Annotated in this window: 12 protein-coding genes; 2 read left to right on the plus strand and 10 right to left on the minus strand. The window is 65.4% G+C overall.

Features of this window, described 5'->3' with window-relative positions; all coding sequences use genetic code 11:
- Positions 1-66: 66 nt before the first annotated feature.
- The 8 genes from EJ073_RS19655 to EJ073_RS19690 all read right to left on the minus strand — a co-directional run bounded on the left by EJ073_RS19655 (position 67) and on the right by EJ073_RS19690 (position 8,411).
- On the minus strand, positions 67-945 hold the full coding sequence (locus tag EJ073_RS19655) for an SMP-30/gluconolactonase/LRE family protein (protein WP_126057224.1): 879 nt from the start codon (positions 943-945) through the stop codon (positions 67-69).
- A complete protein-coding gene (locus EJ073_RS19660) occupies positions 945-1,583 on the minus strand; it encodes a 2-dehydro-3-deoxy-6-phosphogalactonate aldolase (protein WP_126057225.1) in 639 nt (212 codons plus the stop codon). The genes EJ073_RS19655 and EJ073_RS19660 overlap by 1 nt, the downstream gene beginning before the upstream one ends.
- A complete protein-coding gene (locus EJ073_RS19665) occupies positions 1,580-2,515 on the minus strand; it encodes a 2-dehydro-3-deoxygalactonokinase (RefSeq protein ID WP_127422230.1) in 936 nt (311 codons plus the stop codon). Before EJ073_RS19665 ends, EJ073_RS19660 begins: the two co-directional genes overlap by 4 nt.
- Positions 2,512-3,279 (minus strand): SDR family oxidoreductase, encoded by a 768-nt coding sequence (locus EJ073_RS19670; protein ID WP_126057227.1) that lies wholly within the window; start codon positions 3,277-3,279, stop codon positions 2,512-2,514. Before EJ073_RS19670 ends, EJ073_RS19665 begins: the two co-directional genes overlap by 4 nt.
- 153 nt (positions 3,280-3,432) lie before the next feature.
- Positions 3,433-4,782: an EAL domain-containing protein gene (locus tag EJ073_RS19675; RefSeq protein WP_126057228.1), complete on the minus strand. Its 1,350-nt coding sequence runs from the start codon at positions 4,780-4,782 to the stop codon at positions 3,433-3,435.
- A gap of 100 nt (positions 4,783-4,882) precedes the next feature.
- Complete coding sequence (locus EJ073_RS19680; RefSeq protein WP_245455293.1) at positions 4,883-6,640, minus strand: GtrA family protein; 1,758 nt, start codon at positions 6,638-6,640, stop codon at positions 4,883-4,885.
- Positions 6,641-6,777: 137 nt separating this feature from the next.
- Positions 6,778-7,179, minus strand: a complete 402-nt coding sequence (locus EJ073_RS19685; RefSeq protein WP_245455294.1) for a GtrA family protein — start codon at positions 7,177-7,179, stop codon at positions 6,778-6,780.
- A complete protein-coding gene (locus EJ073_RS19690; protein WP_126057229.1) occupies positions 7,176-8,411 on the minus strand; it encodes a glycosyltransferase in 1,236 nt (411 codons plus the stop codon). The genes EJ073_RS19685 and EJ073_RS19690 overlap by 4 nt, the downstream gene beginning before the upstream one ends.
- A gap of 216 nt (positions 8,412-8,627) precedes the next feature.
- Between EJ073_RS19690 and gshB the strand changes: the two genes are divergently transcribed.
- Positions 8,628-9,569: a glutathione synthase gene (gshB, locus tag EJ073_RS19695; RefSeq protein ID WP_126057230.1), complete on the plus strand. Its 942-nt coding sequence runs from the start codon at positions 8,628-8,630 to the stop codon at positions 9,567-9,569.
- A 56-nt stretch (positions 9,570-9,625) separates the two neighbouring features.
- Here gshB and EJ073_RS19700 read toward each other — a convergent pair whose 3' ends face one another.
- Positions 9,626-11,128 carry an Ig-like domain-containing protein gene (locus EJ073_RS19700; RefSeq protein ID WP_126057231.1) on the minus strand — a complete coding sequence of 501 codons (1,503 nt, stop codon included), beginning with the start codon at positions 11,126-11,128 and terminating at the stop codon, positions 9,626-9,628.
- A gap of 277 nt (positions 11,129-11,405) precedes the next feature.
- On the opposite strand from EJ073_RS19700, the gene EJ073_RS19705 reads away from it, so the two are divergent.
- Entirely contained in the window at positions 11,406-12,938 is a 1,533-nt protein-coding gene (locus EJ073_RS19705; protein ID WP_126057232.1) for a YifB family Mg chelatase-like AAA ATPase, read from the plus strand.
- 394 nt (positions 12,939-13,332) lie between these two features.
- Here EJ073_RS19705 and EJ073_RS19710 read toward each other — a convergent pair whose 3' ends face one another.
- Positions 13,333-15,495, minus strand: a complete 2,163-nt coding sequence (locus EJ073_RS19710) for a malate synthase G (RefSeq protein WP_126057233.1) — start codon at positions 15,493-15,495, stop codon at positions 13,333-13,335.
- Positions 15,496-15,629 lie beyond the last annotated feature (134 nt).

A 15,629-nucleotide genomic window follows, 5' to 3' on the forward strand; every position in this document is an offset into this window, starting at 1 on the left:
ACGAAGGCAGGCGGTTGCGTGACAGAACGGGGCCGAACCGCAAAGCGAACCGGTGACCCGGTCGCTTCAGGCGATCAGCACGCGCGGCTCGAAGCGGCCTTTGACCTCGAAATCGAGCAGGAAGGTCATGCCGGCCTGCGGGTCGAGCTGGCGCTGCTTTTCGTCCTTGCCCTTCCACGCCGAGGTCACCACCAGCCTGTCGGCCTTCGCGCCAACAAAGGCCGGGCAGGAGGGCTGCGTCACCGGCATCGGGATTTCGCGCAGCAGCGTGCCGTCCGGAGCATAGGCCTTGACCGCCCTGCCGCCCCAGACGGCGTTCCACAGCACGCCGTCGCGGTCGATGACGGAACCGTCGACATAGCCCTTGGACGAACGGTGATCGACGAACACTTTTGGTTCACCTATGGGCAGCCCGGCCGCGGGATCGCAGGCGACGCGCATCAAGAGCCCGGTCGAGGTGTCGGTGTAGTAGGCGATCTTTCCGTCCGCGGAAAAGCAGATTGAGTTCGACACGGTGATGTCGGAAAACAGCCGGCGCAATTCGCCCTTGAAGAACCAGTAGATCGAGCCGGCGCCCTTGCCCTCGTCCTTGCCCATAGTTCCGACCCAGAAGGCGCCGCAGGGGTGGACGCGCGAATCGTTGGAGCGGGTGAGCGGATTGTCGGCCTCAATCGCGGTGTGCAGCGTCAGCTTGCCGGTCGCGACATCGCGGACATGGAGGCCGGTTTCGGTGGCGATCAGCTGGCGCTGTTCATCGATGATGGCCAGCGCGCTGGCCATCAGGCCGAGATCATGCACCTTCAGCACGCCGGAGCCAACGCCCTGCTCCAACAGCAGGCCATTGACGATGTCGAACCAGAACAGCGCATCGCTGCCGCGGTCATAGCTCGGGCCTTCGCCAAGCTGGCAGATGCGGTCCGAGAAAACCGACACGGTGTCGCTCATTATGCATCTCCAAAGGCGGCGTCCCAGGCGACAACGGCGGCCTGAGCCCGCGCGGCCACCTCCTCGACGCCCATGCCGGGCTTGAACAGGCTGGAGCCGAGGCCGAAGACGCTGACGCCGGCCGATTTGTAGCCGGCAAAATCTTTCTCGGACACACCGCCAACGGCGCCGATCAGCACATCGGCGGGCAGCACCGCGCGCACGGCCGCAATGCCGCCGGCGCCAAGCACGCTTGCCGGGAAGAATTTCAGCGCCGAGGCGCCGAGCCTTATCGCCAGGAAGGCTTCTGTCGGCGTGAACACGCCGGGCATCGTCACCATGCCATGGGTCCGAGCGCGGTCCATCACCGCGGCATCAATGTTAGGGCTGACCAGCAGCCGGCCGCCGGCTGCGTGCAGGGCGTCGACATCGGCCGCCGTCAGCACAGTTCCGGCGCCGACCAGGGCTGCCTTTGGCAACGCCTGCACAAGGCCGGCGATCGAGACGCAGGGTTCCGGCGAATTGAGCGGCACCTCGATCGCCTCGATACCGGCATCGAAGATCGCCTGGCCGATCGCCACCGCCTCGCCCGGTTTCAGCCCGCGCAGGATGGCGACGAGGCCGCGCTTGAGTTTCGGAAACGGTGCTGTCTGGGTCACGCGGCGGCTCCAATCATGCCGTTCTCGCGTGCCGCCTCGACGAGCCCGGCACGCACTGCTTCATCGGCGTCAACAGTTCTGAGGGCAAGGTCCGCGATGCCCAGCGCGGCGGCATACAGCACACCCAGCGCGCCGGAGGCGACCAGCACGACAGGTGCATCGCCAGCGCCATAACGGCGTTTCGCCGAAGCGATCTCGCCGCCGAGCAGCAGCCCGGACAGGCACGCCGCCGCATCGTCGGCCTGCAGATCCTGCAGCAGGCCGGCGGCGCGGATGGCAAACAGCTTCGAGGTGACGTCACCGCCCTCGCCCAGGGCCCGTTCACACCATTGACGGAAGAAGGCATTGTCCGCGACCACCGCTGCCGGATGCTCGCCCAGCGAATGGCGCAGGATCGAATGCGCGGCCAGCACCGAAAACAGCTCGCCCGTCGGCCAGGTGCCGAAGCCGGCAACGGCGCCGTCCTCCACGACCACCCATTTCGAATGGGTGCCGGGCATGCAGACGAGGTGGCGGCCCTTTGCCGGCAAACCGGCGCCGGCGAGCTGGGTCTCCTCGCCGCGCATCACGTCGGGCGCATCGGCCGATCGCTGGGCAAGGCCCGGCACGATGCGAATGTCGCGGCTTTGGCCGGGAACACGGGCGGCGCCGGCGAGGATGGCGCCGAGAGGCGAGGGCACGGTGACATAGGGCGCTTCCAGCCAGCCCTGACGGGACCCGGCCATGCCGCAGATGATGACCGGCAGCGTCTCAGGCGCCCCCATGGCGGCCAGGTGGCCCTCAAGAACCTTCGAGAAACCTTTCTCGCGCGCGGTGATCAGCCCATCGTCGCCGCGACGCTCGGCAAGCACCTTGCCTGCGTCGTCGAGCAGCCAGGCCCTGAGCCTGGTCGTACCCCAATCGAGCGCGGCGACCGCAGGGGCCGCGCTCACAGGAAGCCTCCGTCGACGATCAGCATCTGCGCGGTCAGCATGCGCGAGGCATCCGAGGCCAGGAACAGCACCGTGCCGACGATGTCCTCGGGCTGCATGACATCCTTGATGCATTGCTTGGCGACATGGGCGGCGAGCCCATGTTCGGTGACCCAGAGCTCCTTCTGGCGTTCGGTGATCACCCAGCCCGGCGCAATCGCGTTGACCCGGATGCGGTCGGCGCCGAGCTTGCCGGCAAGGCCCTTGGTGAGGCCGAGTATGCCGGCCTTGGCGGCGGTGTAGGCCGGCATGTCGGGGTGGTTGATGAGATAGGAGGTCGAGGTGAAGTTGATGATCGAGCCGCCACCGGCCCGCTTCATGCCCGGCGCCACGGCCTGCGCGGTGAAGAAATGCGGGCGCAGGTTGACGGCAAGGTTGTTGTCCCAAAACTCGACGGTGACGTCCTCGACCGCGTGGCGGTCGTCAAGCGCGGCGTTGTTGACCAGGACGGTGACGTCGCCATGCGCTTCAGCCGCCCTGGCGGCCGAGGCGCGCAGCGCCTCGATGTCGCGCAGATCGGTCTTGAGGTAGAGTGGCCGCCGGCCTTGCTCCTTCTCGATGCGGTCGGCAAGCGCGATGCTCGGACGGTCGGCGATGTCGATGAAGGCGACCTTCGCGCCTTGCCGGACAAAGCCCTCGGTCAGCGCCGCGCCAATGCCGGAACCGCCGCCGGTGATCAGCACCGAAGCGCCTTCGAGATCGGCAAAACGTGCCGATGGCATCATCTTTTTTCTCCCTGGCCAGGTCGGCGCGCATCCTATCCAGACAAGGCGCGCGGGCAAGGGATAAACGTCAGATTTTCAAGCTTATGTCTGACAAAAAGGCAAATCACGCCGGCACGGATGAAGGGGCTGGCCGAATCCGTACAGGAACGGCGGTCAGATTGCCTTGGCGTGGAGGGCGCCGCGATAGGAATCGCGCAGATAGCCGAGCGTGGCGTCGGCATCGATCGGCTTGCCGAACAGATAGCCCTGCCCGCCGGCGCAGCCGAACTGGACCAGGCGGTCGGCCTGCGCCTCCTCCTCTATGCCTTCGGCCACGACATCCATGCCGAGCCCCTCGCACATGGCGAGGATGGCGCGGATGATGTGCTCGGACGGGCGGTCGTCGAGGATCGAGGAGACGAAGGCGCGGTCGATCTTGAGCTTGTCGAAATGGAATTCGCGCAGCCGCCCGAGCGAGGACTGGCCGGTGCCGAAATCGTCGAGCGAGACGCGGATGCCGACGCGGCGCAGATCCGCCACGATCTTCTCGGCCGAGGCCGGATCGTTCATCAGGCCGGTCTCGGTGATTTCGATCTCCAGCCGGTGCGGATCGAAGCCGGTGCGGTCGAGGATCGCCAGTATGTGCAGGCCGGTGTTCTGGTCGACGAGCTGCGACGGCGACAGGTTGAAGGACAGGAACAGGTCCTTCGGCCAGCTGCGCGCCGCCTCGGTGGCCTTGCGCAGCACCAGCTGCGACAGCGGACCAATGATGCCGCGTTCCTCGGCGATCGGGATGAACACATTTGGCGGCACGGAACCGAGGTCGCGGTCGGTCCAGCGCGCAAGTGTCTCGAAGCCGATGGTGCGGCGGGTGTTCAAGTCAACGATGGGCTGGAAATGCGGCTCCACCTCGCCGGCCGAGACGGCGCGGCGCAGCGCCTGCTCGATGCGGGTGACGCGCTTGGCCGCCTCTTCCATCTCGCGCGTGTAGACGACGACCCGGCCGCGACCGGAACGCTTGGCGTGGTAGAGAGCGGTTTCGGCCTTGTTGAGCAGAATGTCGGTAGTCTCGTCGCCGGAGTAGAAAAGCGAACAGCCGACGGAGGCCGACAGCCTGGCGGTGCGCTCGCCGACGTCATAAGGCGCCGACAGGATCTCGATCAGCATGCGCGCCTTTTCGGACGCCGCCTCTTCGCTGAACACCATCGGATAGAGGAAGGCGAACTCGTCGGCGCCGATGCGGCAAACGGTGGAATAGCTGTCCATCGAGGCGCGCAGCCGCATTGCCACCTGGATCAGGATGTCGTCGCCGGCCTTGTGGCCGAACAGGTCGTTGATCGGCTTGAAGCCGTCGAGGTCGAGGATGCCGACGGTGAAGGGCGCCGGGTCCTCGGAACGATCGCTGATCAGGCGGTCGACCTTGTCGAAGAAGCGGCGGTGATTGCCAAGCCCGGTCAGCGGATCGGTGAAGGCCAGATCCGTGTTTTCCCTGCCTGCCAGCCCGGTGGCAAACGTCGTTTGCATCGGTGTTCCTTGTTGCACGTCGGAATTTGCGGTGAGACTGGCAGGAAACCCTTTAGGAAACGTATCGAGAAATCGATTTTCTGGACGCCGGGTGGCCTGCTTAGTCGCCCTGGCGGACGCGGTAGATTTCGATCGGAGCTCCGCGGGTTCCCGCCACCGGCTCCAGCCATTCCGGCACGCTGCCGTCCACCAGGCCGGCAAGAAAGCCCTTGGGTGCCGTTTCGGCGAGAAGCTGGCTTTCAGTGCTGCCGCGGCAGACGGCCACCAAGCCGACATGGTGGCTTTCGACGATCCTTCGCGCATCCGCCGGGGACCCCAGGAAAGCATCGAGCGCCAGCAGATTTCCGGCGATGTTGCGATGGTAGGGACCGGCGAACACACGGTGCGCGGAATAGGCGAGGATAGGCGAGCCGAGATTGGAGATCGCCAGAACAGTGGTGCCGGGCAGCCGGGCGAGCGATGCAAACGAGGCCTTGTTCTCGCAATTCGTGTCGGCGACTTCGTCATTGGCCTTGCCGATCTCGAAGGCCGATGACACCGCCGTGGCGGTGCCGGCCCAGAGCGCGTTCACCGACAGCAGCCAGGCCGCCGCCATGCGAAGCGAGGTGCGTGGCGAAGGGCTGGCCTCGACCCGCTCGCGCCATCTGGCGATCCATGCCGAAAGCGGGATGACGGCAAAGGCAACCGAGAAAGTCGAGCCACGCACCTGCCAGGCGCTGACGATGAAGGCCACGACAAGCAGCACGCCGACGAGGGTGTCCTGCCGGCGCCAGCCGCCCTGGCGCAGGCGAAGAGCCAGGAGCACCATCCCCATCAGCGGAGTGGCATAGCGAGCAGCCACCCGGGCGGGGTTGTAGACGAGAAGCACGAACAGCGACTGAGCTTCGTCCACGTGATCGAGCCACAATTCCTTGAGGCGTGGATCGAGATTGGCATAAGGAGCCGCCAGGCACTGCGGAAACAACAACAGGACGACCGCGGCGAGTGCCGCGGCGAGCAGGCCGACCGATACGATACGCCGAAGGCGCGTGCGGCCGGCGGCGTCTATCGACGCGACCACCGCAAGACCGGCCCCGGCAAGCGCGGCGATGGCGAATTGCACGATCGAGAAGGCGTCGCATTGCGCCTGGCCCCAGGCGGATGCGGGGATCGTGGTGACAAAGACGAGAGCCGAAACACCGGCAAAGCCGGCGCCGAAATCCCTCGCGATCCGGCCTTCGCCGCTCCTGTCGACGATAAAGAGCAGTGCAACAGCGGCGCCGATGGTCGCGACATAGGGGGCGGTTTCCATGCCGACCGCCAACGTCAGGGCGGCGCAAAGGCCGGAAAACAATGCCGCGGACCGACTTGTCGGCGCCTCAAGCAACAGGCTGAGGCTAGCCATGGTCAGCGTGAGCTGGACATTGTGATGATCGATGGCACCCGGGGAAAAGATGCCTATGAAATGCAGCGCCGCAGCGCCGACGACCACCGCGGGCAGCACCGCCCGCTCGCCGGCAAAGCTGCGCGCGGCCCGGGTGAGGTAGAATACGGCGGCCCCGAAGAGCAGCGTCGGCCACGCAACCAGTGCGACATTCTCCGCGACGGCGGCGCTGCCCGTCAGTGCCGAGGCTGCAAGGATGATGGCGGCGAGCGGTGCGTCGACCAGCCGCGACCAATGCATGACAAAGCCGCCTTCCGGCCCCATCCGGTACTGGTGCAGGTCGAACCAGCCCTGGCCGGAGAGAAGATCGCGAACCTCGACCATTCGCAGCATGCTGTCATTGTCACCGCCGTTGTTGGTCAGTTCCGGAAATCCGGAATAGGCGTTGACCAGGAGCACCACCAGCATAGTGAGCAGCGCCGCCAGAAGGTCCATTCGCCAGGCGGCTCGGGCGGCTTTCCCGGAAGGAATCGCGGCATGGACGGCGGACATGGATCGACTTTCGGGTGGTTGCTCGGTGCCGCAGGCTAGCGCCGCTCGCTTCACAAAGCGTAAAGCTCGATGCAGATGCGCTAGCCGCGTGCCGGAAACACCCAAGCCGACGACACGATATAGCTCAGCGCGCTTGCCGCGACCGTGGTCAACGCCGACATGGCGACGGGCGACAGGCCAAAACGCGTTACCGCGACATGCGAGACAAGGCCGGAAAAGGCAGCGCATGCGGCCTGCAGCGCAAGATAGCGCGGCAGCGCGGTGGCATGATCATGCTCTGCGCCGAAGGTCCAGCCGCGTTGCGCGGAATAGGCGACGATGAAGGCGATCGCGTAGGCAACGGCACTGCCTGCGAACGGCGAGAGGCCAAGCGAAACCAGCAGCCACGAAAGCACGAACAGGAGCAGGGCGGCGCCGACACCGACCACCAGGAAGCGGAACAGGCGCGTCTTCTGGATAAGGTCCGGCAACGCGTCGATCACCGGTTTTCGCCCGCCGGCAGATCACTGGACTGGCCGGCTCTCAACCGCTTGACCGGAATTTCCAGGACGCCGAGCAGGAATGCCGAGAAGAAGGCCTGGAACGAAATCACAATCAGGCTGAGGCCGAGTACGACGATGCGCGGGATTTCGGAATCGTCCAGCGGGCCGAAGCCGAGATTCGCCCAGCGCAGCACGGCATAGGCGCAAAACGAGAAGCCGCCGGCAAAGCAGATGCCGGCATTGGCGGCGAGGCGGTCGGTGGAGATTGTCCTGGTCAGCCAGTCGGAGCCCCGGCTGCGCGGCAGGATGCCGGTGACCTCGGCATAGTAGCGCGAAATGACGCCGAAGGTGATGAGCTGCACGCCAGTGACGATCATGAAGCAGGCGGCGACGAAGGTGTTCAGGTCGAGCGACAGATTGTTGATCACCCTGAGCGGCCCGAACACCAGCAGAGCCGCAAACAGCGTGCCCAGGCCACCTAGCACCATGCCGGGGATGAAGAACATCCAGCGCGGATTGTAGACCAGCAGGAATTTGAGATGCCGCCAGCCGTCGCGCCAGGTCCTGAGATGCGGCGGGCGGCTGCGGCCGTCCGGCTTGAGCGTGGTCGGCACCTCCTCGATACGCAGCCCGGCAAGCGCGCCGCGCACCACCATCTCGCTGGCAAACTCCATGCCGGTGGTCTGCAGATCGAGCTTTCTGATGGCCTCGGCATTGAAGCCGCGCAGGCCGCAGTGGAAATCGCCGGTCGTGATGCGGAAGAACAGGCGGCCGATGAAGCTCAGCACCGGATTGCCGAGGTAGCGATGCAGCGGCGGCATGGCGCCGGCTTCGATGCCGCCCCGGAAACGATTGCCCATGACCAGGTCGGCGCCGTCGCGCAGGCGTGCCACGAACGCGTCCAGCGCGCTGAAATCATAGCTGTCGTCTGCGTCGCCCATGATGATGAAGCGGCCCCTGGCGGCGGTGATGCCGCCAAGAAGGGCAGCGCCGTAGCCCTTTTGCGGCACCGACACGACGCGGGCGCCGATAGCTGTCGCGATGTCCTGGGAGCCGTCGGTGCTGCCATTGTCGGCGATCAGCACCTCGCCGGCTATACCGGCCTTGTTGAGGAAGGCCTTTGCCTTGCCGATGCAAACGGCCAGCGTCTCGGCCTCATTGAGGCATGGCATCAGGATGGTGAGCTCGAGCTGCTTGGTCTGGGCGGCGCGGATTGTTGTGACGGCGTTCATGGTTCTTGTTCCATCAAGGACCGGTCCGGCGTCTGCAGGGCCGGGCTCATTCGAACCACCCTTGCATGGCAAGGCTTAAGAAAACGATGACGCGGGTTCTCGCCTTGTCTGCAATCCGGCTGGGTTTGCGCCTTGCTGATGCAATCTTCAAAATGTCGCGATTGGCAGACCTCGCCGATTTCCTTATATCGGCGACAGAGCCGCCGGAGAGCCCATATGCCGCTGAAGATCGCCGTCCAGATGGACCATGTCTCCACCGTGTCGATCGCCGGCGACACGTCCTTCGCGCTTTCGCTCGAGGCGCAACGGCGCGGCCACAAGCTTTTCCATTACACGCCCGACCGGCTGTCGATGCGGGACGGCAAGGTGTTCGCGCGCATCGAGGAGATGCAGGTGCGCGACGAGAAGGGCAATCACTACTCGCTGGGCGAGAAGGTGCGCACCGATCTGTCGGAGATGGACGTCGTGCTTTTGCGGCAGGACCCGCCCTTCGACATGAACTACATCACCACCACGCACATCCTGGAGCGCATCCATCCTGGGACATTGGTGGTCAACGACCCGGCCTGGGTGCGCAACAGCCCGGAAAAGATCTTCGTCACCGAATTTCCCGAACTGATGCCGGAAACGCTGATCACCAAGGATCCGCAGGAGGTGGCCGCCTTCCGCAAGGAGTTCGGCGACATCATCGTCAAACCGCTCTACGGCAATGGCGGCGCCGGCATCTTCCATCTGCACGAGGCCGATCGCAACCTTGCCTCGCTGCTCGAAATGTTCGGCCAGATGTTCCGCGAGCCGTATATCGTGCAGCGCTACCTGAAGGACGTGCGCAAGGGTGACAAACGCATCATCCTCATCGACGGCGAGCCGGTGGGCGCAATCAACCGCGTGCCGGCCGAGCACGATTCGCGCTCCAACATGCATGTCGGCGGCCGCGCCGAAAAGACCGAGCTGACGGAGCGCGAACGCGAGATCTGCGCCCGCATCGGGCCTTCCCTGAGAGAACGCGGCTTCATCCTCGTCGGCATCGATGTCATCGGCGATTATATGACCGAGATCAACGTGACCTCGCCGACCGGCGTGCGCGAGGTCCAGCGCTTCGGCGGCGCCGACATCGCCAGCCTGTTCTGGGACTGCGTCGAGGGCAAAAGGCGGTAACGGCAACCTTGGAACCGCGCCTGATTCCGTGCAACTGCGGCTCGCCGATTCCGCGTCTAGACCACGAAGAAGTCGTCCGCAGTGAGCCAGGTGCCCGGGTCCACGGTGGCGAACTGGACGGCCGCCGCCCCGCCCGCCCCGTCCTGATCGAACAGCAAAGCACCGGTCGCGTCATAGATGATATGGTCGCTGTCATCGATGGCCTCGCTGCCGACCGTGAAGACGGCAGCAAAAAGCGGGCCGGCCGACAGCCCGACGAATGCGGAGCTGTCCAGCCGGAACACATCGTCAAGCGCTTTGAAGTCGACGATACGGTCGTAGTTCGCCGGTCCGAGTGCGTCGAACACGAAGACATCCCGGCCCGCGTCGCCGGCCAGCCAGTCGCGGCCGGCGCCGCCATTGAGGATGTCGTCGCCAGTACCGCCGCGCAGGTCGTCTGAGCCGGCGCCGCCGTCGAGAACGTCGTCGCCCGTATCGCCGCGGATGCCGTCGGTGCCCGCACCGCCGCTTATCGCGTCGTTGCCGGCGTCGCCCTTCAGCCAATCCGTGCCCGCGCCGCCGATGATCGTGTCGGCGCCGGCGCCGCCGAACAGCTGGTCGTGGCCGGCGCCGCCGTCGAGCGTATCGTTGAACGGGGTGCCGTTGATGCGGTCGCCACCGCCCAGCGCGGCGACGAGCACGGCACGATCGTGGCTTCCGTAGCTCACGACATTCGTAATGTCGCTCAGCGCGATGGATTCGGCCGGCGGCGTCACCGTGATCGTAATCGTCGCCACATTGCTGTTGCCCTGGCCGTCCGTCGCGTAAACCGTGAAGCTGTCGGTGCCGACGAAGCCGGCCTCAGGGGTGTAGTCAAACAGATTGCCGCTCAGAAAGTCGGCATGATAGTGCAGGCTCGAGCCGTAGTGACCCTGGTGAAAGGGGTAGTAGTTGCCGTCGAAACTCGTGCTCTGCTCGAGGGCGCCGTGGTCCGGCCCGTCCACGACGATAAAGCTCAGGAGATCGTAGTCGGCATCCGCGGCGCTGAATTTGATGTCGTCGAGAAATTGCCCCTGCGAAACCGACACATTCAGATCGGCGGCGCTGGGCGCATGATTGACGAAGCTGTCGGGCTGCAGCACGCCGCCTTCCAGGATGATCTGATGCTGCCCGTACTGGGTGTTTTCGCCGCCGAAATATTCGTTCGCGCCGATCCATGTCACCGTGATGGTGTCGGGGCTGTCGGCGTTGACCGAGACAATCTGGGCCGACATGAAAGCGGCCTGGTCGGACAAGGTGCGGATAAGATTGCCTTCATTGTCGAAGACTTGCGTCTCCACCGTCGTCCAGGTCTCGGTTCGTCCCTCGTTGGTGAAGCTGGTGATGGTGAAGAAGCCGTCGAAGACATCGACCGAAGCCAGGTCGATCCCACCGAACGGGAAATCCGGCTTTGCTCCTATTGGCCCGATCACATCGCCGTCGGTTTCGGTAATGCTGAAAAGGACCGCGTCAGGGCTCGGATTGGGATTGTCGGTTTCTTCCCATACGGTGAGCTCGCTGCCATTGCTTAAGGTCGGCATCCTGTCTTCCTCGCCTTCGCGCCTGGACGTGCTGTGGATGCCCCCCGATCCCAACGATAGCATCGTACGCGCGTCGGATCGGTGACAAACCAAACTGCGCCTCGCCTTTTTCCGATGTGGTTAATTATGTGTGTCGAGCGGGAATCCGTTGCTCCAGTCGGCGTCGGCATTTGTTCTCGTAATGTTCTTGATCAATCCGAAAATCTGTGGTTGTCTTGGTTGACCCGCTCGCCGCCTGATCGCAGGACCGGCGGGCGGATAGTGGGGGCAGAGCAAGATGGTGGCGCGGGTTCGCACGGTCGCTTTCCAGGGCATCGAGGCCGTGCCGGTCGATGTCCAGGTGATGATCGCGCCGGGCAAGGTCGGCATGCAGATCGTCGGCCTGCCGGACAAGGCGGTGGCGGAAAGCCGCGAGCGGGTGCAGGCGGCGCTGCATGCGTCGGGCCTGTCGATGCCATCGAAGAAGGTGACAGTGAACCTCGCGCCGGCCGACCTGCCCAAGGAAGGCAGCCACTACGACCTGCCGATCGCGCTCGGCCTGATGGCGGCGCTCGGCGCCATCCCGGGCGATATGCTGGCCGGCTATGTCGTGCTCGGCGAATTGTCGCTCGACGGCACGATCGCGGCGGTCGCCGGCGCGCTGCCGGCGGCGATCGGCGCCAATGCCGAGAACAAGGGGCTGATCTGCCCGTTCGGCTGCGGGCCGGAAGCGGCCTGGGCCGGCAAGGACTTCGACATACTCGCACCGCGCAGCCTGATCGCGATCGCCAACCATTTTCGCGGCACGCAGGTGCTGTCGCGGCCCGAGGCCGGCATCCAACTTGCGGCGCGCGACCTGCCCGACCTTGCCGACATCAAGGGCCAGGAGAGTGCCAAGCGGGCGCTGGAAGTGGCGGCGGCCGGCGGTCACAATCTGCTGATGGTCGGACCTCCAGGTTCTGGAAAATCGATGCTGGCGCAGCGGCTGCCGTCGATCCTGCCGCCGCTGGCGCCGAAGGAACTTTTGGAAGTCTCGATGATAGCCTCGGTGGCGGGGGAGCTCGGCGAGGGCAAGCTCACCGACCGGCGGCCGTTCCGCGCCCCGCATCATTCGGCCTCGATGGCGGCGATGGTGGGCGGCGGCTTGCGGGCGCGGCCCGGCGAGGTCTCGCTCGCGCATCACGGCGTCTTGTTCCTCGACGAATTGCCGGAATTCACGCCGCAGACGCTGGATGCGCTGCGCCAGCCGCTGGAGACCGGCGACTGCGTGATCGCGCGCGCCAACCACCGCGTCACCTATCCGGCGCGCATTCAGCTCATCGCGGCGATGAACCCGTGCCGCTGCGGCATGTCGGGCGAGCCCGGCTATCGCTGCCTGCGCGGCGAGCGCTGCCGCACCGATTACCAGGCGCGCATCTCAGGCCCGCTGCTCGACCGCATCGACCTCAGGATCGAGGTGCCGGCGGTCTCCGCCAGCGACCTGATCCGGCCCGACAAGGCCGAGGCCAGCGCTTCGGTGGCGCAGCGCGTGGCGCGCGCCCGCGCGATCCAGCGCGAGCGGCTCGAACGGCTTGGCGCCGCCAGCGCCACGACCAACGCGCATTGCCCGCCCGCGATCATCGAGGCGATCGCAAGGCCGGATAGCGCGGGCCTGACGCTGCTGAAGGACGCCAGCGAGAAGCTCGCCTTTTCGGCGCGGGCCTATCACCGAGTGCTGAAAGTGGCGCGCACGCTGGCCGACCTCGACGCCAGCGAGACCGTTGGGCGCATCCATCTCGCCGAGGCGATTTCCTACCGGATGAGCGCGGAGCGCATGGCGCAGGCCGCGTAGAGCCGCCGGATGCCGCGCGTAGGCAAAACATATAGGCTAGTGCCGAAGTGAACCTTTTGGAGGGATGACGGGCATGTTCAGGAAGGGGATTGCCGTAACCGCCGCCGCGGCCTTGCTGCTGGGCAGTGTCCTGCACGCTTCGGCCGCAGGTCAAGGAGGACCTGGCGCACGGAACCAAGTCGCAAAACAAGGCACTCGAAACCATAAGGTCAAACAGGGCGCACGAAAGCCTGCCGTGAAGCCAGGCCGGAAGAGCAGGAAGCCCGCTGCATCTCAGCTTGCGGTGCCCAACAGCAACAACGGCAACGTTGCGGTGGGCGGGCCCTATGTCGGTTTGAAATACATCGGAAACGTTCCATGACGGGCCGCTGCCGTTCAGGCGATCAGCCAGCGGCTACCGCGCCTTCAGCTCCAGCCGCCGTCTATGCAGCACCGGCTCCGTATATCCGTTCGGCTGGACTGTGCCCTTGAACACTAGGTCGCAGGCGGCCTGGAACGCGATGGAATTGTCGAAGTCGGCCGCCATCGGCCGGTAGAGCGGGTCGCCGACATTCTGCAGGTCGACGATCGCCGCCATGCGCTGCAGCGAATCCCGCACCTGAATTTCCGAGCACACCTTGTGGCGCAGCCAGTTGGCGATGTGCTGCGAAGAGATGCGCAGCGTGGCGCGGTCCTCCATCAGGCCGACGTCGTTGATGTCCGGCACTTTCGAGCAGCCGACGCCCTGGTCGATCCAGCGCACGACATAGCCCAGAATGCCTTGCGAATTGTTGTCGAGCTCGCGCTGGATCTCGTCGGGCGTCCAATTCGGCCGCACCGCCACCGGAACCGAGAGGATATCGTCGAGCCTGGCCTTCGGCCGGCTCTTCAGCGCCGCCTGCACGGCATGCACGTCGACCTTGTGATAATGCGTGGCATGCAATGTCGCCGCCGTCGGCGACGGCACCCAGGCGGTGTTGGCGCCTGCTTTCGGATGGGCGATCTTCTGTTCCAGCATCGCCGCCATCAGGTCGGGCATCGCCCACATGCCCTTGCCGATCTGGGCATGGCCGGCAAGCCCGCACTCCAGTCCGGTGTCGACATTCCAGGCCTCGTAGGCAGAAATCCACGCGGCTTGCTTCATGTCGCCCTTGCGGATCATCGGGCCGGCTTCCATCGAGGTGTGGATCTCGTCGCCGGTGCGGTCGAGGAAGCCGGTGTTGATGAACACGACGCGCTCGCGCGCAGCGCGGATCGCCTCCTTGAGGTTGACGGTGGTGCGCCGCTCCTCGTCCATGATGCCCATCTTGATGGTGTTTTTGGCCATGCCGAGCAGGGCCTCGACGCGGTCGAAGATCTCGACGGCGTAGGCGACTTCCTCCGGCCCGTGCATCTTCGGCTTCACCACATACATTGAGCCGGCGCGGGAATTGGCGCGGCGGCCGTTCGGCCCGACATCGTGCAGCGCGATCAGCGCGGTGATCGCGGCGTCCATGATGCCTTCCGGCACCTCATTGCCGTCGCGGTCGAGAATGGCCGGGTTGGTCATCAGGTGGCCGACGTTCCTGACCAGCATCAGCGAGCGGCCGGGCAGCGTCAGCGCGCCGCCGGAGGGCGCGGTGTAGGTGCGGTCGGGGTTGAGCTTGCGCACGAAGCTCTTGCCGCCCTTGCTGATCTCTTCGGCGAGATCGCCCTTCATCAGGCCGAGCCAGTTGCGGTAGACCACGACCTTGTCCTCGGCATCGACCGCGGCGACCGAATCCTCGCAGTCCTGGATGGTGGTCAGCGCCGATTCCAGGATGACATCGGCGATCCCCGCCGGATCGGTGCGGCCGATCTGGTTGGCGCGGTCGATGCGGATCTCGATATGCAGGCCGTTCCTGACCAGCAGCACGGCTTGCGGGTTGGCGGCATCGCCGCGATAGCCGGCGAATTGCCTGGGATCGGCAAGTGTCGTGACACCGGCGCCCTCGCCCAGCCGCAGCATGCCGTTGACAAACGAAAGCCCGTTGACCCCGGCCCATTTGCCAGAGGTCAGCGGCACCGACTGGTCAAGGAAATCCTTGGCCCAGGCGATGACCTTGGCGCCGCGCGCCGGGTTAAAACCCTTGCCCTTCTCGGCGCCGCCGGTCTCGGGAATGGCGTCGGTGCCGTAGAGCGCGTCGTAGAGCGAACCCCAGCGGGCGTTCGCCGCATTCAGCGCATAGCGCGCATTCATCACCGGCACGACCAGCTGCGGCCCGGCGACGACGGCGATCTCGGGATCGACATTGTCGGTCGAGACGCTGAAGGCCGGCCCTTCCGGCACCAGATAGCCGATCTCCTCCAGAAAGGCCCTGTAGGTGCTCATGTCGAGCGGCGCGCCGTTTTGGCGGTACCAGGCGTCGAGTTTTTCCTGCATGGCGTCGCGCTTGGCGAGCAGCGCCCGGTTCTTCGGCGCGAGGTCGTGGACAATGGCGGAAAAGCCGTTCCAGAATTTTTCCGCGTCAATGCCGGTGCCGGGTGCTGCCTCGGCCGCCACGAAGTCGTGCAGCTCGCGGGCGATCTGCAACCCGGCGGTCTCGATGCGGTCGGTCATCAGGGCTTCTCCAGATGAAAGGCTTTGCGGCCTTTGGCATGTCAGGGGTGAAGGGTCAATTCAGCTTAGGGTGAAGGCGGGGAGAATTGCCGTCGGCGAGGCTGCTGATCTCCCCCTCGAGGGGGAGATGGCCG

The sequence above is a fragment of the Mesorhizobium sp. M4B.F.Ca.ET.058.02.1.1 genome (assembly GCF_003952505.1).
Taxonomy (GTDB): domain Bacteria; phylum Pseudomonadota; class Alphaproteobacteria; order Rhizobiales; family Rhizobiaceae; genus Mesorhizobium.